Source organism: Adlercreutzia sp. ZJ473, assembly GCF_013185065.1.
Classification (GTDB): domain Bacteria; phylum Actinomycetota; class Coriobacteriia; order Coriobacteriales; family Eggerthellaceae; genus CAAEEV01.
Window position 1 is genome coordinate 15,581 of sequence record NZ_JAAVTO010000014.1, and the last position, 18,111, is coordinate 33,691.

Consider the following 18,111-nt stretch of genomic DNA (forward strand, 5'->3'; position numbering starts at 1 on the left):
ATCGGCTTCGTATCGAGCCGCGCGCATCGAACCGCGCGCCGACTGTGCGCCGGCTCCGCGTCAGCCGCCCGCTGCGCGGCCTGCGTCACCCCTGCTCGAAGCTCTCGCCGAACAGCGCGCCGATCACGTCCTCGAACATCTGCGCGGGCGTCCAGGGCTCGGCGCTCGCGGGCATGCCGAGCGAGATGTCGTAGGTCGCGGCATCCGACAGCCGCACGCGCACGAGGTCGCCGGTGAGGCTCGACGTGGCGTCGAGCATGTTGGCCGGGCAGAACACCCCGCCGATCCCCGCCACGCTGAGCGCGAGCAGCGTCATGAGGTTCTCGGACTCCACGAGCCCGCTGGGCTTGATGCCCGCGCTCTGCAGCTCGCTGCGCGCCACGCGCCCCGATATGTCGTCGATGGTCTCGAGTAGAAACGGGCAGCTCGAGAGCCGCGCAAGCCCCTCCGACTCGAGCAGCGGCACGGCCTCGTCGCACGCAAGCCCGGTGTGCTTCTCCAGAAGGCGCGGGTGGACGGCGAGCACCACCTCCTCGCGGTACAGCGGGCGCGTGGTCACGCCGGGGTGCGTGCTGTCGAAGTGCGCCACCACCACGTCGGCCTCGTTGCGCTCGGCGAGCCGCACGAGCTCCTCGTTGGTGCCCTCGATCAGCTTCACGCTCACGCCGGGCAGGCTGCGGTGGAACTGGTCGATCACGTAGGGCATGAGCACGCGCCCGCGCATGTTCGAGATGCCCACCTTGAGCTTGCCCGAGCCGCCGATGGTGGCCTCGCCCACGTGGCGCAGCATGGCCGAGCGCGCGAGGTCCTGCTCCTGGGCGTAGGCGAGGAAGGTCTCGCCAGCGCGCGTGAGGGCGAGCGGCGTGCTGCGCACCACCAGCTTGCAGCCCAGCTCGCGCTCGAGCGCGGCCACGCGCGAGCTCAGCGTCTGCTGCGAGATCTGCAGCTCGTCGGAAGCGCGCGTGAACGACCCGGCCTCCACCAGCCCGACGAACCAATCCCAAGACTCAAGCACCGCTGACCTCCCCAGCTCATCTCGGCGACCCTCGCGCGTGCGCGCCTGCGCTCTCGACGCGGGCGCAGGCATTCATATGCGCCCGCGCGCCCACACGCCCACGTGCTCTCGATCGCGCCACGCACTCGTTTGCGCGCTCGCGCCCGCGTCGCTCGCACCCGCGCATCCGCGCACCCTTGCGCAACGCTTACAAAGGTAAGCCAAAACGCCCCAGTTTTACCGTGAAAACTTGTGATCTCACCGAAATTTTTTGTTAAATGTCGCCGTAAGTGTATATTCGCCGCCTTTTTTCGCATAAAATGCCCACAGACTCTTTACACGAGTTTTCTGTTATCAAACGGGGAAGGGAAGAAGACATGAAGAAGAAGTTTCTCGCGCTCTTCGCCGTCGCGCTCACCGGCGTGATGGCCATGGGCCTCGTCGGCTGCGGCGGTGGCGGCGATACGGCCAAGTCCGACGGCGGCAGCGCGCCTGCGGCCGAGACGGCCAACCTGCGCTTCGTGACCGGCGGCGAGTCGGGCACCTACTACGCGTACGGCAACGTGCTCGCCCAGTACGCCACCAACGGCGACTACGGCGTGGCCGTGACGGCGCTTGCCGGCAACGGCAGCCAGGCCAACGTGCAGGCGCTCCAGGACGACGACGCCGACATCGCGTTCTGTCAGTCCGACGTGCTCGCCTACGCCTACGAGGGCACCAACCTGTTCGAGGGCGCCGGCTACGAGGACTTCTCCATCGTGGCTGACCTCTACCAGGAGCAGGTGCAGATCGTGACCTGCGATCCCAGCATCAAGACCGTGGCCGACCTCAAGGGCAAGACGGTCTCCGTGGGCGCTGCTGGCTCGGGCGTGTACTTCAACGCGCTTGACGTGCTGGCCGCCTACGACCTCACGCTCGACGACATCAGCCCGGTGTACCAGTCCTTCGGCGACTCCGCTGACTCCCTGAAGGACAACAAGATCGACGCTGCCTTCATCGTCGCCGGCGCCCCCACCACGGCCATCACCGACCTGTCCACCACCAAGACCGCCTACCTGGTCTCCATGGATGACGAGCATGTCGCCAAGCTGCTCGAGGCCTCCCCGTACTACGCCAAGGCCGTCATCTCCGCTGACACCTACGGCCTCGAGTCCGACGTGACCACCGTGTCGGTGGGCGCCGTGGTCATCGCCAACAACAACGTGTCCGAGGACGCCATCTACGGCCTGACGAAGTCCATCTTCGAGGGCGCCGAGAAGAACGTCGACGCGCATGCGAAGTACAAGGAGCTCGCGATCGAGGACGCGGCCGCCATCACCACCGTGCCGTATCACCCGGGTGCTGCCAAGTACTACGCTGAGCAGAACATCACGGTCGAGTCCAAGTAAGGCTCTGACGGCGTGATCCGCGCGGCGTGACCGCATGCGCCGCGATCTGAAGCTGGCCGAAGCGAGCTTCGCCCTGAAGGGCTGTGGCGGACGAGATGTTCGTCGCAGCCCTTCTCATGGTTTTCAGAAGGCAAGGAGGGTAGGCATGGCTCTTTTCAAGAGGAAGAAGGACGCCGAGGAGGCCGATGCCATGGTGGCGGCAAGCCCCGCCGGCGACATCGACGCCGAGGAGGTCATGCGCAAGTACGACAAGGAGTCGAACACGCGCATCTGGGAGGGCATCCCGAAGATCGTGGTCACGGCCGTCATGGTGCTGTTCTCGGTGTACTGCCTGGCCATGACGCTGCTGTCAACCGAGCAGGCCGAGGCGCGCCTGGCGCGCTTCTTGGCGTTCGTCATCGTGATCGGGTACATGATGTACCCGGCGCGCAAGACCAACCACAAGGTGAACCACATCCCGTGGTACGACATCGTCCTCATGCTGGCGGGCTTCGGCGCGTTCATGTACTACGCCATCAACTGCACCGAGATCCTGCTCATGGGCGCGCGCATCGAGCCTCTGCACGTGGCGCTCGGCATCGTGGGCATCCTGGTCTTGGTGGAGCTGTGCCGCCGCTGCGTGGGCCTGCCCATCATCATCGTGGTGGGGTGCCTGGTCATCTACGCGTTCTACTGGCAGTTCACGTCGTCCTCGTCGGCTGACCTGTACGCCTCGGTGCGCAAGATCGTGCAGAAGCTGTTCTACACCACCTCGGGCGTCATCGGCACGCCCATCAACGTGTGCTACACCTACATCGTGCTGTTCGTGATCTTCGGCGCGTTTCTGGAGCGCACGGGCATCTCGAACTTCTTCATCTCGCTGGCCAACCGCATCGCAGGCTGGTCGAGCGGCGGCGCGGCGAAGGTGGCCGTCATCGCGTCGGCCCTGTGCGGCATGGTGTCGGGCTCGTCGGTGGGCAACACCGTGACCACCGGCTCGGTGACCATCCCCATGATGAAGAAGGTGGGCTACAAGCCCGAGTTCGCCGGCGCCGTCGAGGCCGCGTCGTCCTCGGGCGGCCAGATCATGCCCCCCATCATGGGCGCGGCCGCCTTCCTCATGGCCGAGTACATGGGCATCCCCTACCTCGAGGTGGCCACGAAGGCCATCATCCCGGCGCTTCTGTACTTCGCGGGCATCTTCATCGCCGTGCACCTCGAGGCGAAGAAGCTCGGCCTCAAGGGCGTGCCGAAGAGCGAGCTTCCCACCTTCGGCTATCTGGCGAAGAACTGCTACCTGGTGCTGCCGCTCGTGCTCCTGGTGTGGCTCGTGGCCTCGGGCACGCGCACCATGGCCGCCTCGGCTGCCATCTCCATCCTGGGCGCCTTCCTCGTGGGCTTCGTGAACTTCCTGCTCACCAACTGGCGTGAGCGCGAAGAGGGTGCCACGTTCGGCGCCGTGCTCGCCGAGACGGTGAAGATCGCGCTGTTCACCTGCGCCGACGCCTTCGCCGCGGGCGCGAAGAACACCATCGCGGTGGCGGTTGCCTGCGCCATGGCCGGCATGATCGCCGGCTGCATCACGGTGACGGGCCTGGCCTCCACCATCATCAACGTGATCGTGCTCATGGCGGGCGACTTCATCATCATCGGCCTCGTGTTCACCATGGTGTGCTGCCTCATCCTGGGCATGGGCGTGCCCACCACGGCCAACTACTGCATCATGGCCTCCACCTGCGCTCCCATCCTCATGCAGCTCGGCATCGACCCGGTGTGCGCCCACTTCTTCGTGTTCTACTTCGGCATCGCAGCCGACATCACGCCGCCGGTGGCCCTGGCCGCCTACGCCGCGAGCGCCATCGCCAAGTCGCGCCCGATGGCCACGGCCGTCAACGCCACCAAGCTCGGCATCGCCAAGTTCGTGGTGCCCTACATCTTCGCGTTCAGCCCCGTGCTTCTGCTCGTGGGCGACAACGTGACCCCGGTCACGGTGGTGCTGAACACCACGACGGCGCTCGTGGGCGTGTTCGGCCTGCAGTGCGCGCTCACCAACACGCTGTTCCACCGCCACCTCAACCCGCTGTTCCGCGTGGTGCTCGCCGTGGGCGGCCTGTGCATGATGATTCCGGGTACGTTCACCGACGTCGTCGGCCTTGCTGTTATCGTGGGCATGTGCCTGGTCCAGTGGATGCTGGCGCGCAGGGACAAGGCGAAGGACGTTGAGGTTTCAGCTGATGACGAGCCGACCGAGGCCGCCGCGTAGGGCGTCTCGGGCCAAGCCGTCGAGTGAGGAGAATCATGGCAGATAGAAACATCGTGTGGGTAACGGGCTGCAAGGGCTTCGTGGGCGGCGTGATCTCCGAGCGCTTCGAGCGCGCGGGCTACAACGTGGTCGGCACCGACGTGGAGCTGTCGGTGTGCGAGCCCGAGCGCCTCGAGGCGTTCGCCGAGGAGATCCAGCCGGGCGTGATCGTCAACTGCGCGGGCATCCGCCGCGACGCGACCACGCTGGGCACGCGCGTGAAGGCGTACGAGGTGAACGCGCTCGGCGCGCGCAACATCGCGCTGGCGGCGAACACCATCGGCGCCACCATCGTGCAGGTGTCGTCTGACGACGTGTACTCCTCCAAGCTCGACGAGCCGGTGAACGAGTTCGACAGCCCGCACCCCAACACGCCCTACGGCAAGTCCAAGCGCGCCGGCGAGATGATGGTGCGCAACACCACCGACGACCACATCATCATCCGGTCGTCGTGGCTCTACCACGCGCAGAGCGGCCGCATGAAGGACATTCTCGACGCGGCGCGCGCGGGCGAGAAGTACGTCGCGCGCATGGACCAGTTCGCGGCGCCGACGAGCGTGTCGACGTACGTGGCGTTCATGCTCAAGGCCATCGAGCGGCATGCGAAGGGGACGTTCCACATCGTGAGCCGCGGCCGCGCGAGCCGCTACGACTTCGCGGCGAAGATCCTGGAGTACGCCGGCTACGAGCCGGGCAAGGTGCTCGTGCCCGAGACCGACCCGAAGACGGCCGAGAACGTGGTGCTCGAGAGCCTGATGCTCGAGATGGTAGGCGCCGACCTGCCCACCTGGGAGGACGACCTGCGCGCCTACATGGCCGAGGAGAACCTGCTGGCATAGGGACGCGTTCGCCGCGCTTGCGCCCGTGCGCTCGTGCGAGGCGCGCGACGCGCGGGCAACACGCACGCGCGCCACGCGTGAGCAACGCGCATGGCGCGCACGATGCGCGCGCTGAGGCGAGGGCCCGCAGCTCACGTGAGCTGCGGGCCCTCTTGCGCTTGGGACGCCGTTTCGTTCTCCATGCTGGACGAAAAGCGCTTAAAGCCGTCCTATATGGGGGACGAAACGGCGGCATCCGTCGCGTGAAGGCAAGCGGGCGGCGCTTTCGGGCGCCTGCTGCCTTTCGGCTTGCCCTACCCGATGAGGTCTTGGAGCACGAACTTCCACGCGGGCTTCACCTCTATCGGGATGCCGCCCTCCTCGATGGCGCCCGATTCGCAGTTGATGACGTTACCGACAACGGCGCTTTTCCATCCACCTCTCAAGTGATTCTGGATGGAAAAGGGTCGTTATCGGCGATTTCCTGGGAAAAGTGGATGCGAAAGCGCCGTTGTCGGTGGTTTTCGGGGCTCGAATCGCCGATAACGGGCGTTTTCCAGCCAGCTTTCCCGAGTTGTGGATGAAAAGAGGGCGTTGTCGGTGCTCAGTTGAGGCGGCTTCCGCTCGCATGTCGCTAGAAGCACCGCCTCTAACGTCGCATCGTCATCGCGGGACAAGGTGAGCTTTCGGACGCCTTCGCCGGCGGCATCGTCGAGGAAAAGCATGGAGCGGATATCGGCTGGAGTCGGAATCCCGCCACTCATCTCATGCGAGTCCGCATATCGCGCAAGCGCCTCCAGAAGAAGAGTGATCGTCGTGATGCGCTGCTGCCCATCGACGACCGACAGCCTTTCGACCCCTTCTCCGAGGTCCTCCTCCCTTGTGAGTATCACGATTCCGGAGAAATGATCCCTCTCATCTCGCGCCGCCCGATTGACGTCAAGCCAAAGCTCAGAGCACTGCCTAGGCGTCCATGAATAAACGCGCTGATAGGGCGGGATATCCAGCTTCAAGGCGGGATTTTCGAAGAAATCCATGAGGCGCATCTGCTTCACGTCCATCGGACGCGCTCCTAGCGTATTGTCGGTACGCGCACTTATGGGGGCGATACGGAATTGCGGGCTCGTCGAGCGAATCGTGAGCAGCCCCTCCTCGCCGCAGCTCAGACAGAAGTCGTCTCCCCATCCTCGACCTGGCCTTCGAGCTTGTTGAGGGCCCAGAGCACATGGGAGCGAATCGTCTCGTCAGGATTGCCGAGCTCCATCCTCAGGTCCTGGACATAACGCGCATCTCCGGAATTGCCCATCGCGATAGCGGCATTGCGCTGGAAGGCGACGGGATCGTCGACGTAGTTGTACATGATCGGGCGGACGCAGCGCTGGTAGAATCCATCAGGCATGTGGAGGAGCTTTTCCAGGGAGAATTCCGATGAGATCTGCTCCAGCAGGGGATCCGAGGTCTTTTCGCGGCGCAAGGCCTTCTGGTTGCGCGGGCATACCGCCTGGCATGCATCGCAGCCGTGAACGTGCAATCCCAGTTTGTCTCGCAAGCCTTCGGGAATGTCGCGAACGCCTGCCCTTGAGTACGACAGGGCGTTGACCCAGACCATGCATTTGCTCGCATCGAGGTTGAAGGGCTCGCCCATCGCGTCCATCGGACACGCATCGATGCAGGCATGGCAATGGGGCGGGCAAAGGCAGTTAGGCGCTGGCTCATCAGGCTCGAATTCGCAAGTGGTGAAATATCCGTACAACGTGACGAAAGAGCCCACTCCGTCGACGTAGGCGAAGTTGTTGCGTCCGAACGAGATGACTCCCGCCCTCAAGGCGGCGGGGCGGATCATGAGCTGTATGCGATCCGGCTCGAAGTCGACGCCCTCTTCCGCAAGATAGGATTCGAACGCGTCGAGCCGCCCTCGGGCCGGCGTGCCTTCACGGGGCATGAAGCTGTGCGAAAGGTAGAACCTTCCTATGTAGGGCAACAGGCTCTCCGGGTAGTCGATCTCCGAGTAGTCGTATGCCAGCACGATTATCGAGCGCGCTTCCGGCGCGATCTGCCTTGGATGCGATCCGCGCTCCGCCAAGCCGAGCAGAAACTCAGGATACTCTCGCCTCCGCGCCTCTTCGCACACGCGGGGCAGGTCGTCCATTGACGTGAACCCGATCTTGCAGAAGCCCAGCTCCTCCGCCCGCTCCTTTATCCGATTCTTGAGATCCATGGCGACGTCCCTCCCGCGCAAAGGACCGCGATTCAAGCCTTCACATTATCCTTTACATGTATAGTAACATAGCATACTACCGTCGTTTCGTCCCCCATATCGGACAGTTTCAGCATTTTACGTCCGGTATGGGGGACGAAGAGCGCTGAAAGCCGTCCGGTATGGGCGAGTGCCAACAATACCGACAACGCCGTTTTTCCATCCACCTCTCAGGTGATCCTGGATGCAAAACGCCCGTTATCGGCGATTTCTCGGGGAAAGTGGCTGCGAAAGCGCCGTTGTCGATGGTTTTCGGGGCTCGAATCGCCGATAACGGGCGTTTTGCATCCAGCTTTCCAGAATCGTGGATGAAAAAAGGGCGTTGTCGGTGCTCAGGACGAAAAGGGGTCGTTGTCGGTTGCTCGGGCCCCAAAGACTCGAAGAGACCGCGCTAGTGCTTCTTGCCCTGGGCGTTCGAGTCGGACAGCCCCATTCCGACGGCGCTGCCCATGTCGAGCGCCTGCGTCTCGAGGAGCTGCGCCTCCTTGATCTCGCTCATGATGTCGGTCAGGTCGCGAACGCGCGTCCTCAGGTTCTCGCGGGCCTCGTCCACCTTGAGCTCGCCGCTCCTCTCGTAGTACGCGTCGCTTCCGAAGTACGAGATGAACTGCGTCGTGATGTTCCTCGTACTCAGCTCGGCAAGGAACATGATCATCTCGCGGCCGTTGCCGAAGCTCTCCTCCACGAACTTGATGCCGTTCTCGAGCTTCTGCTGGGCTTGCTTGACCAGCGGCTCGATGGCGTCAACCTCCTCGCGGTAGGTTTGGCTCACCACTGCGAACGCCGCGCTGCCCGACTCGACTCCCTCCACGGAACACGCTCCTGCGATGCTGCGGATCTTGCGGAAGAAGAGCTTTTCGCCGCGCACGAAGTCCTTGACGGCGGTGCCCGCCGCGACCTTGCGCTCAAGCTCGGCCTCGCGCTCGCGCAAGGGCGCGAGCACCGCCGTCTCCACCGTCTGGCCTTCCAGCAGCTTCGGCTTCGCGGTCCTCAGCTCGTCGCGCAGCGCCAGCACGAGCTTCTGCTGGTCGAGCGCTTTCGAGCACTGCGCGGAGAGCGCGTCCAGGATCAAGCTGAGGAGGGCCACGCGCTCGTCGAACGGGGCGTCTTTGGCGCGGTTGACCACGTCCAGGCTCGCGTCCCCGTCAAGCACCTGGCTGATCTGGTAGTCCGAGCGGTACTTCTCGAACAGGGTGTAGTACACGGAGAAGCGGTCCGCGATGTCCTCGTCGCGCAGGAACTGGGAGAAGAGGACGTCGTTGCATGCGACCCCCGACTCCTCGTAGAGCGATATGACCTTCGCGAGGTCCTCCCACCCGCGCGCGGTGACGAAGCTCTTGCCTCCGCCCGGCTTCGACTCGACCTTGTAGAAGCAGTCGGGCTTGGCTTGCAGGAACGACGTGACGACGGGGTGGATGCCCTTCTCGGCGGCGTAGCGCCCCCAGACGGCGTAGTCGGGCTCCACGTCCAGCTCGCGCAGGCGGTCCAGGATCACGATGTCGAACTCGTGGACCGACCTGTTGTACTCGGGCGGGTTGCCGGCGCACACCACCACCCAGTTGTCGGGCACCTTGTGGCGCCCGAACGTCTTGAACTGGAGGAACTGCAGCATGGAGGGGTAAAGCGTCTCCGACACGCAGTTGATCTCGTCCAGGAAGAGGATGCCGCGCTCCTCGCCGGTGGCCTCCATGTAGTCGTATATCGCGCCCACGATCTCGCTCATCGTGTACTCCGAGGCGTCGTACTCCAGCCCCTTGAACTTGCGGTGGACTATGTGGGGCAGGCCGAGCGCGCTCTGGCGCGTGTGGTGGGTCATAGAGTACGAGACTAAGCCGATCTGCAGCTCTTGGGCGATCTGCTCGATGATGGCGGTCTTCCCGATGCCGGGGGCGCCGACGAGGAACATCGGGCGCTGCCGCTCCGGCTCGATGATGTACATGCCCGCGTCATCTCGCCTGAGGTAGGCGTTCACGGTCTCCTTGATCTGCTTTTTCGCTGTGGCGATGTCCATGGGGGCTCCTTAACTCAGTTTGCTCTTGAAGCGGTTGATTCCTTCTTTGTCGATCAGGACGCGCATGGCCCAAGGGGGCACTTTGGGGATGTAGTTGTCGCCTTCGTCGAGGAACACGAACGCCGTGTCGTAGTCGGGCACCTTCTCGGGGAAGTCGCCGATCCCGTCTGTGAAGTAGATGATGCCCTTCAGGTCGGACAGCTCGCCGTCCCGCCTCAGCTTGTCGACGTAGCTGAAGGCGGGGCGGAAGTCGGTGCCGCCCATTCCCCGTATGGTGAAGCTCTCCATGAGCCTGTCGACGTCGCGCAAGTCGCCTATCTTCGTGTCGGACTGCACTTTCGCGTCGCACTGTATGACGTGGATGTTCACCTCGTGCGAGCAGTCCTCCTGCTTCTTCAGGATGTTGAACGTGTGCTCGACGAACTTCTTGACGAGCTCTCCCTCGCATGATTCGGACGTGTCGATGCAGATGGCGAAGTCGCGGATGCGGTTCGTCTCCTTGTACTCGAGGGGCTCGACGAGCGGCATGTTCCCGTACAGCTTGAGCCCGTAGGTGTAGAAGACGTAGTCGAACTCGTCGTCGTTGATCTTCATCTCCTCGGAGAGGGAGGCGAAGCGGCGCAGGAAGTCGGAGTAGTCGGTCTTCTTCCTGTTGGCTGCGGACAGCAGCTTGGTGAAGCCGCCCGCCTCGCAGCCCCACGACGCCGAGAAGGTCTCCAAGTCGGTCTCCACCTGCTTGGCCAGCTCCTCCCAGCTGCGCTCCTCCTCGTTCTCCTCGGGGTCTCGCGTTGACTCGTCGACCTCGTCGCGAGGATCGTCCGCCTCGCCCGCCTCGGCGTCGCCGCGCTCGCCATCCTCGTCCTTTGCGCCGGAATCGGAGCTCTCCGAGGTGTTCGGGGCGTCTTCGCCGTCCATGCCGTCGGCGTCGTCGTCTGACGTGCTGCTGTCGTCCTGCCCCTCGGAAAGGTCGTACACGTCCTGGCGCTGCTCGTCTTGCGACGACGAGTCCCCGCCCGAGCCGCTGTCCCTGCCGTCGGACTCGCGCTTGTCGTCGGAGCTCTCGACGGTGCAGCTGTCATCGTCGGGGAGCTCCGTCTTCAGCTGCGGCTTGTACGAGGGCCATCCGCGGTGGTAGTCGCGCTCGAACAGCGCGTGGAGCTCGTTCAGCCGGGCCCCTCTCACCCTCAGCTCAGCCGGGCCCCGGGCCCACCTGAGCGAACGCGTGAAGAGGCCGTACAGGTTGCCGGGCGTGAGCTTTCCCCCGCAGAGGCCGCGCAGCTCCTCCAGGGCGGCTTTGCGCTCCCCGTCGAGGGGGCTCGCGAACCGCTTCCCGCAAAGCTCCATGGCGGCATGTTCCGCCAAGACATCGCAGACGAGCCACCATGCCTCGGTGTTCCCGCGGGTCGTGTCGTAGGGGTGGCGAAAGAGGCAGTGCATGATGGAGTGCAGGTAGTCGCGCACGACCTCGTTGAACCCAGCGTCGAAGCGCCCTATCACCGTGTAGGGGTCGTAGTAGACGTACGTCCCGTCAACGGCCAGCGCGTACCGTCCGATGTTCTCCGTGAGCCGGGGCTCCATCTTCCAGAGCGCGACGTCGAGGAAGCGGAACTTCATCATGAGCTGGACGCGGGCTTCGTCGACTATCTCCAGCGCTATGCGCTGGGCCTGCTCGAAGCGGTCCTCTTCGTCTTGCAGCTTCTGCGGAGAGCTGCTGGATGGGGCGGTCATGGCATCACCAGGCAATCTGTCTACAGGTCATAGTCGAATACGCTCTCCGAGCACATCAGGCGCTTCGTCTCCAGGAGATGGGCTGACGTCGCGGCGTCGCGCAGGGCGGTGACGCGCTCGATTATCTCGTCGATGTTGCCGGGGTTCACGTAGCCTCGGTCCACGAGCTCGTCGAAGGTGGCTCGGTCGTCGTGCAGGGCGACGTCGACGCTGATCTCCACGATGTTGTTGCGGACGATCCGCTCCAGCGACGTCCTGTTCGCGCCGGTGAGCATGAACGGGTCCTCGAACCTGTCGAGGATCAGCCTCACCTGCTCATAGGCGCTGATGTCGTCCTTCTTGTCGCGCGTGATGGCGAAGCTGTGCGCGTTCGCCAGGCATATGTCGAGCTGCTCCACGATGCCGGGCACGTTCACCCAGTTCGCGCCTCCAAGGCCGACCGAGATCCCGCGGATGCCGCTTTGCGTGTTGGGGAAGCAGAAGTCGAAGACGCGCCTGCCCTCCAGGGGCTCCGCGAGCTCGACGTGGATGCGCTCTATCCAGCATCTTGTCGACAGGCCGCTCGAGCCGATGACCTTGAGGCTGGGGTTCAGGGACAAGAGCTCTATCCCGCGGGCGTTGTTGAACGCGTAGTCCTCGACCCTCACGATCTCGTCGGGGAAGACCACCTCCGGCTCAGAGCCGACGTAGATGATGACGGAGTCGCCGCGCTCCGACCTTCTGCACAGCATTCCGCATGCCAGGTAGAAGGCGTCGTTCGCGGGGGACACGTCGACGCGCGCAAGGGACGGCACGCCTCTCCCGTAATGCGCCCCCTCCGTCACCAGGGCTCGGTCTCCCAGCGACTCCAAGCTCGCGGGTATGCGGACCTCCTCGAGGTTCGTGTCGAAGAACGCCTCGTCCCCGATGGTCTGCACGGAGTCGGGGAGGCTCACGTGCCGCAGGTTCTTGCACACCCTGAACGCCGACTCCCCGATGCTGCGGACCGTGTCCGGGATGCGCACGCGCGTTATGCGGTCATGGAAGGCGAAGGCCATCGGCTCGATCGCGACGGCGCCGTCGTAGACGCTGTAGATCTCCTTCTCCGCGTCGATGAGCTGCACGAGGTGGATCCCGTCGGCCTCTCTCCGGTAAAGCCCCCCTTCTCCGTCGTAGAACTGGTCCTTCGAGCGCTCGTCGACGAAGAACGTGCAGCGAGGACCCGAGTGCACGATGTTGGTGCCCCTCGTCACGGAGGCCCCGATGTGCTTGACCGTGGCGGGGATGGTCAGGCTGTCCAGCGACGACCCTCGAAACGCCGAGCCTCCGATTGACTCGAGCCCCTCGTTCAAGACGGCCTCATGGAGCTGGGCGCAGTAGAAGAACGCCTTGTCCTCGATGCTCTTGAGGGACGAGGGCGCGACGAATCTCCGCATGCCGGTGTCGGAGAAGGCGAACGGGCCTATCGTGGTGACCGAGTCCGGCAGCGAGACGCGCTCCAGGCTCTTGAATCCGTGGCAGCACTTCTCGCCTATGACCTCGCATCCCTGCGCTACGGAGAGCTCCTCCCGGGGGCATGCGAGGGCGATCATCTGCTTGAGGTCGGCGGAGTAGAGCGCGGAGCCGTCGGTGGTGATGAACGGGTTCTCCGCGCTCACGACGACCTCCGCGAGGTCAGACCCCTGGAGGGCGCCTGCGTCGACGGCTCGAACGGCCCTCCCGATGACGAGCTTCTTGAGCTTTCCGCTGCTGAGGACGCCCCTCCTGATCCTCTCGAGCCCTCCGGGAAGCACGAGCTCCTCAAGATGGGGGCATTGGTCGATCCAGCTCGCGTCAAAGTCGGAGGCGCTCTTCGGCAGGACGAGCCTTCTCAGGTTCGCGTTGCGCCGAAAGGCCCCGCTGCCTATCGTGTCGATGCCGTCCGCGCAGACGATCTCCTCTATCAGGGAGTTGCCGGAAAGGGCGCTCGACGCTATCGCGAGGACGGGCGCGCCCTCTATCTCTGCCGGGACGCTCAGCGCGCGCGTCGCGGCCTTGATGCCGGTGATCTGCGCGAAAGAGCCGTCTATCACCACGTAGCGCCAGACGGCGCCGTCCGGGGCCTCGAACATGCGCTCGCCCGACCTGCTTCCCCGCACGGACCCCCGCTCGCGGCGGCTGAAGCTGACGCGCTTGTCGCCGATCTCCGCGATCTCCTTGAGCTGGGTGTCGCTCAGCGCTATCGCGGCTCCGCTGTCTGAGAAGCCCGTCGGGATCATGGACGGGAATACCAGCCTGCTTCGGTCGCCTTCCTCCACGACGTGGGGCCCCGCATAGGGCTCGGCAGCGGACTCGTCCGGCTCTAGGGCCGCCTGCTCGTTCGCTCGCACGTTGCCGGCGATGTCGAATTGCCGGTTCGGCTCTATCACCTCGGAGTAGAGGACGCAGTACCTCAGCCCCTTGAGGGTCGCGCGCACGTTCGCAACGGGGAAGCTGCCGTGATGGAGGACTTCGCAGGCGAGAAGCCCGCGGGCGATCATCTCCTGGTACGCCTCGCTGCCCTCAAGCGCCGACAGGGGCATGTCGGTCGACTGCGTGCGCATGTTGTCTTGTCTGAGCGAGATGTTGTACAGGAGCACCTCGCGGTCTTCGGAAAGCCGTCCTTCGGCCAAGATCTCCTCATCGAGCATCAGCGGTTCTGCTCCTTCTCATGCGCGCGGCTGCGCTTTCGCGCTCGGCGCCGGGTTCGCCGGGTTCTGCTTTGGGCTGGCTGCCATGGCGTCGGACAGCCTCGCCTTGAGCTCGTCGAGCGAAGGGGCGTCAGAGCTCCTGTCGTCGAGCTCCCCGTTCGGGTCGAACGGCCCGTCGACGCCGTCGTGAAACGCCTTGAGTATCTGAATCGACTTCAAGGGAACGTCTATGTCGAAGTCCTGCTTGATCGAGTAGTACATCAGCTCGTAGAAGCCGCCCCATACTTCGATGACGTGCTGAGATCGGGACTCGAACTCCGGGCGGCTGGGGTCTAGGTTCTCCAAGCCCCACTCGTAGTGCCCGCGCATCAGCTCATCTGCCAGGGCGCGGTCCTTGAGTATGTCGTAGAGGAGAAGGCGGCCGCCGTTTTTGCTGAGCAGATAGCCGTAGTAAAGGCAGCCGATGCGGTGCGCGTCCAAGTAGCTCAGGCGCGTCGGGCCCCCGTATTCGACGATGCCGAGCATGTCGGCGATGGTCGACAGGAGCCCGTTCAGGTACTCGACGGCGAAGTCCATCTTGCGCGGGTAGTAGTGCTGGACGAGGGCCCGTGAGATGCCGGCCTCCTCGGCCACGAGCTGATACGAGGTCGCATCAAGGCCCCTGGTGACAAGGCTCTTTTGGATCACGGCCTCTAAGCGCTTCCGCAGCTCAGGGTTTTTGGTTCGAGGCATGCCCAGCCTTTCGGGTCGTTTTCTATATGCTTTCACGTTATGATAGCTATACGCGTATAGTTGTCAATAGGGAAAACTCTACTCAGCCCCCCTCGTGCGGAAAGACAGCAAGCGGGCGGCGAGGATGTTCCCGCCGCCCGCTTCGTCGCGCTCTCGCCTCCTGCGCTCTCGCGCCGTCACGCCATGGCGCGAGAGCGCAACGGCGCCGCTATGCCGTCATGCCGTCATGTTGGGCCGTTCGTGCGCGACAGCGCCGTCATGCCAGGCCGCTTGTATGCCACGGCGTTGCCACGCCTTCTGCGCTATCGTGCCGTGGCGTACTCGACGGCCGCGCGCGTGGCCTCGCCGGCGTCGTCAAGCGACCACACCTTGGCGCCGCGCCCCTCCACGCGGGCCTTCGCCTGCGCATAGGCGCTCTCGGCGTCCGCGTCGTCGCCGAGGGCGAGCGCCTGCGTCGGGCAGTCCATCACGCAGAACGGCAGCTCTCCGGCCGCGACGCGGGGCGCGCAGAACGTGCAGCTCGGCAGGTAGATCGGCTGCCACCACATGTGCAGGTCGGGGTAGGCGCCGGCCGGCCGGTCGATGCCGATGCCCGAGCCGTGCGTCTTCACCTCCACGCGATACTCGTCGTCGTCCAGGTGGTTGCCCACCTTGCAGCCCATCGCGCAGGTCCAGCAACCAATGCAGCGGTCGATGTCGACCAACATCTTGCATGCCATGGCTCTATGCCTCCTTGCCAGCGTACTTGCGAATGTTGCACCAAGAGTCCCAGTAGCAGTCGGTCGAGCCCGTGAGCGAGCTCATCGACTCCACGTAGGGGTTGGGGTGATGCCCGGCGGCCAGCCAGTCGGCGAACCACTTGTCCTCGAGCGGCCCCTGCGAGTCCTGTCCTGCGCACTGGGCCGTGATCTCGGCGTACGTGCCCTCCTCGAACTGGCGGCGGCGCCAGCCGAACCACACGTGCACGGTGCCCTCGGGGATGCTCTCGTCCAGGTCGAGGCGCGTCACCACGTGCCCGCGGTCGTTGTACACCTCCACCTTGTCGTTCTGCGCCAGGCCCGCGCGCTCGGCGTCGGCCGGGTTCAGGCGCGTGGCCGGCGTCTCGCCCGAGAGCTTCACGGTGATGGGGTCGTCGGTGAAGCTCGACTGCATGAAGAAGCGCTGGCGACCGGTGAACAGCTGGTACGGATAGTCCTTCGACTTGCCGATCTTGTTCGGCTCAAGCACGCGCGTCGTCGCCATGCCCAGGTCGGCGAGCTTCTCTGCGTAGATGATCTCCATGCGCCCCGTCTCGTTGTCGAGCACTTCCGCGGGGTTGAGGTACGGCGTGTACTTCGGCTCGGGCGGCGCGGCGGCACGGATGATCTTCTCCTCCTTGAGGCGCGCGTAGGTGACGGGCGGCTGGATGCCTGCCACCAGCGGGTACTTCGTCTGCAGGCGGATGTCGATGTACTCGGGGATGGACAGGGTGAAATAGTCGCCGAGGCCCACGCGCTTCGCGAGCTCGCTGAACACCCACACGGGCTCGTGGCCGTCGACCTGCGGCTCGATGGCCGGCTCCTGCAGGATGAGGTGGTTGTAACACGCGCCGGTGATGAGGTCCTCGCGCTCGAACGACATGAGGTCGGGCAGCACGTAGTCGGCGATCTCACCGGTGTCGGTGAGCCACACGTCGTAGTCCACCACCAGCTCCATGTCGCGCACCACGTCGAGCCAGCGCTGGCGGTCGGGCTGCTGGTGCACGGGGTTGCCGCTGCATACGATGAGCGCCTTGTACGGGCTGTCGTCAGCCTCGGCGGCGGCGAACCACTGCGCCATGCGCACGGGCACCGACTTCACGTTCGCCGCGCCGTCGGGGCAGCTGATCGGCGCGTCGTTGAACACCAGGGGCCAGCTCTGCAGCTGCAGGGCCTCGAAGACGCCGCTCTTCGGCTTGCCGAGGCGGCCCGTCAAGCACCCGAGCAGCAGGAACTGGCGGTACGTCTCGTTGGAGTTGCGGTAGCGCAGGCCGTAGCCGCTCAGGATGAAGGCGTTCTCGGCCTCCACCCAGTCGCGCGCGAGGCGCTCGGCGTCCGCGGCCGAGATGCCGCACTTCTCGGCGGCCAGCTCGAACGTGTACTCCGCCGAGGAGTCCTTCAGCTTCTGCAGCGCCGTGGTGAGGCCGCGCCCGTCAACCTGGTAGGCGCCGAGCAGCTGCACGTCAGCGCCCTCGGGGTAGTCCCCGCGCTTGGGCGCAACGGGAACGGGCGCGCCTGACGTCGCGTCCCACACGAGGAAGTTGTTCTCCGCGTCGCGCGCGAGCTGGCCCGTCTCGTCGTCGACGAGGTAGGCCGCGATGGAGCGCGCCAGCAGGTAGTCGTTCGCCTGCAGGTCGTTCTGCAGGATGTAGCTCACCATGGCCATGGCGAGGTAGCCGTCGCTCGCCGGCTTCATGCCCACGAACTCGTCGGCGAACCCGGCCGTGCCGTCGAAGATGAGGCCCAGGTCGACGATGCGTGCCCCCGCTTCGCGCGCACGCACGAGGTTCTGGGCGCAGCGCATCTGGTTCTCGATGGGGTTGCAGCCCCACACGTAGATGAGGTCGGTGCCCACCATGATGCGCGGGTCGACCACCGTGCGCGGGAACTCGCTGCCCGCGTTGTAGAACTCGGCGTAGAACGGCCCGTTGTCGAGGCCGATGGACCCGAGCGGCACCGTGACGCCGAACGTGTTGGCGAAGCGGAACGGCATGAGGTTCTCGAAGCTGTACTGCGCGGGCACGCCGGCGCCGAGGTTCCACAGCACCACCGAGGAGGCGCCGTAGGTGTCGCGGACGTGGCACAGCTTCTCGCCGATTTCGTCAAGCGCCTGGTCCCAGCTGATCTCCTCCCACTGGCCGCCTCCGCGCTCGCCGACGCGCTTGAGCGGCTTTTGCAGGCGCTTCGGGTCGTACGGCTGGCGCCCGGCAAGGCATCCTTTCTGGCAGATGTGCCCGTCGGGCTCCTCGGGGGCCGAGTAGACGATGCGCTCCATGCGCTCGATCTTGCCATCCTTCACGATGGTCTTGAGCGCGCAGTAGTCATGGTCTCCCCAGCCAGGACATGCGGTGTATACGAAAGACTCTTCCGCCATTTCAGCTCCTCTCGCTCGCTGATGCTTGGCTCCGCGTGCGGGACGCGTGAGCCTGCTCTAAGGATACGCCTGATGAGAGCGGGGGAGAAGGCTTCTCTGCTGATAATTCCGAATGCTTGGGAGTGTCGTCGCGCATCAAGGCA

Annotated in this window: 13 protein-coding genes; 3 read left to right on the forward strand and 10 right to left on the reverse strand. The window is 64.8% G+C overall.

The genetic code is table 11. The annotated features are described in order from the left end of the window. Window positions 1-85: 85 nt before the first annotated feature. Entirely contained in the window at window positions 86-1,015 is a 930-nt protein-coding gene (locus HRL41_RS04210) for a LysR family transcriptional regulator (RefSeq protein WP_172135696.1), read from the reverse strand. Between the two features lie 356 nt (window positions 1,016-1,371). Between HRL41_RS04210 and HRL41_RS04215 the strand changes: the two genes are divergently transcribed. The 3 genes from HRL41_RS04215 to HRL41_RS04225 all read left to right on the forward strand — a co-directional run bounded on the left by HRL41_RS04215 (window position 1,372) and on the right by HRL41_RS04225 (window position 5,502). Further along, a complete protein-coding gene (locus HRL41_RS04215) occupies window positions 1,372-2,382 on the forward strand; it encodes a TAXI family TRAP transporter solute-binding subunit (RefSeq protein ID WP_172135697.1) in 1,011 nt (336 codons plus the stop codon). Between the two features lie 145 nt (window positions 2,383-2,527). Next, window positions 2,528-4,624, forward strand: coding sequence for a TRAP transporter fused permease subunit (locus tag HRL41_RS04220; protein ID WP_216662501.1), 2,097 nt, complete (start codon window positions 2,528-2,530; stop codon window positions 4,622-4,624). Between the two features lie 35 nt (window positions 4,625-4,659). Then, entirely contained in the window at window positions 4,660-5,502 is an 843-nt protein-coding gene (locus HRL41_RS04225) for an NAD(P)-dependent oxidoreductase (protein WP_172135698.1), read from the forward strand. Between the two features lie 293 nt (window positions 5,503-5,795). On the opposite strand, the gene HRL41_RS12310 is transcribed toward HRL41_RS04225, so the two are convergent. The 9 genes from HRL41_RS12310 to HRL41_RS04265 all read right to left on the reverse strand — a co-directional run bounded on the left by HRL41_RS12310 (window position 5,796) and on the right by HRL41_RS04265 (window position 17,968). Beyond that, entirely contained in the window at window positions 5,796-5,927 is a 132-nt protein-coding gene (locus tag HRL41_RS12310) for a hypothetical protein (protein WP_256368270.1), read from the reverse strand. 24 nt (window positions 5,928-5,951) lie between these two features. Further along, the gene (locus HRL41_RS04230) at window positions 5,952-6,542 is read right to left on the reverse strand and encodes a DUF262 domain-containing protein (RefSeq protein WP_172135699.1); all 591 of its coding nucleotides are present in this window, start codon (window positions 6,540-6,542) and stop codon (window positions 5,952-5,954) included. A 101-nt stretch (window positions 6,543-6,643) separates the two neighbouring features. Further along, window positions 6,644-7,699 carry an epoxyqueuosine reductase gene (locus HRL41_RS04235; RefSeq protein ID WP_172135700.1) on the reverse strand — a complete coding sequence of 352 codons (1,056 nt, stop codon included), beginning with the start codon at window positions 7,697-7,699 and terminating at the stop codon, window positions 6,644-6,646. 430 nt (window positions 7,700-8,129) lie between these two features. After that, complete coding sequence (locus HRL41_RS04240; protein ID WP_172135701.1) at window positions 8,130-9,749, reverse strand: ATP-binding protein; 1,620 nt, start codon at window positions 9,747-9,749, stop codon at window positions 8,130-8,132. Window positions 9,750-9,758: 9 nt separating this feature from the next. Beyond that, on the reverse strand, window positions 9,759-11,477 hold the full coding sequence (locus HRL41_RS04245; RefSeq protein ID WP_172135702.1) for a VWA-like domain-containing protein: 1,719 nt from the start codon (window positions 11,475-11,477) through the stop codon (window positions 9,759-9,761). A gap of 20 nt (window positions 11,478-11,497) precedes the next feature. Continuing rightward, window positions 11,498-14,125: a leucine-rich repeat domain-containing protein gene (locus HRL41_RS04250; RefSeq protein WP_172135703.1), complete on the reverse strand. Its 2,628-nt coding sequence runs from the start codon at window positions 14,123-14,125 to the stop codon at window positions 11,498-11,500. 18 nt (window positions 14,126-14,143) lie between these two features. Further along, window positions 14,144-14,857: a TetR/AcrR family transcriptional regulator gene (locus HRL41_RS04255; protein ID WP_172135704.1), complete on the reverse strand. Its 714-nt coding sequence runs from the start codon at window positions 14,855-14,857 to the stop codon at window positions 14,144-14,146. A 302-nt stretch (window positions 14,858-15,159) separates the two neighbouring features. Continuing rightward, the gene (locus HRL41_RS04260; protein ID WP_172135705.1) at window positions 15,160-15,576 is read right to left on the reverse strand and encodes a 4Fe-4S dicluster domain-containing protein; all 417 of its coding nucleotides are present in this window, start codon (window positions 15,574-15,576) and stop codon (window positions 15,160-15,162) included. A 4-nt stretch (window positions 15,577-15,580) separates the two neighbouring features. Then, complete coding sequence (locus tag HRL41_RS04265; RefSeq protein WP_172135706.1) at window positions 15,581-17,968, reverse strand: molybdopterin-dependent oxidoreductase; 2,388 nt, start codon at window positions 17,966-17,968, stop codon at window positions 15,581-15,583. Between the last annotated feature and the right edge of the window lie 143 nt (window positions 17,969-18,111).

Bases quoted from the DNA above. Each gene is read 5' to 3' on its own strand.
- HRL41_RS04215 (WP_172135697.1), top strand. From the start codon at position 1,372: ATGAAGAAGAAGTTTCTCGCGCTCTTCGCCGTCGCGCTCACCGGCGTG.
- HRL41_RS04240 (WP_172135701.1), bottom strand. From the start codon at position 9,749: ATGGACATCGCCACAGCGAAAAAGCAGATCAAGGAGACCGTGAACGCC.
- HRL41_RS04220 (WP_216662501.1), top strand. From the start codon at position 2,528: ATGGCTCTTTTCAAGAGGAAGAAGGACGCCGAGGAGGCCGATGCCATG.
- HRL41_RS04245 (WP_172135702.1), bottom strand. From the start codon at position 11,477: ATGACCGCCCCATCCAGCAGCTCTCCGCAGAAGCTGCAAGACGAAGAG.
- HRL41_RS04260 (WP_172135705.1), bottom strand. From the start codon at position 15,576: ATGGCATGCAAGATGTTGGTCGACATCGACCGCTGCATTGGTTGCTGG.
- HRL41_RS04255 (WP_172135704.1), bottom strand. From the start codon at position 14,857: ATGCCTCGAACCAAAAACCCTGAGCTGCGGAAGCGCTTAGAGGCCGTG.
- HRL41_RS04225 (WP_172135698.1), top strand. From the start codon at position 4,660: ATGGCAGATAGAAACATCGTGTGGGTAACGGGCTGCAAGGGCTTCGTG.
- HRL41_RS04250 (WP_172135703.1), bottom strand. From the start codon at position 14,125: ATGCTCGATGAGGAGATCTTGGCCGAAGGACGGCTTTCCGAAGACCGC.
- HRL41_RS04230 (WP_172135699.1), bottom strand. From the start codon at position 6,542: ATGGACGTGAAGCAGATGCGCCTCATGGATTTCTTCGAAAATCCCGCC.
- HRL41_RS04265 (WP_172135706.1), bottom strand. From the start codon at position 17,968: ATGGCGGAAGAGTCTTTCGTATACACCGCATGTCCTGGCTGGGGAGAC.
- HRL41_RS04235 (WP_172135700.1), bottom strand. From the start codon at position 7,699: ATGGATCTCAAGAATCGGATAAAGGAGCGGGCGGAGGAGCTGGGCTTC.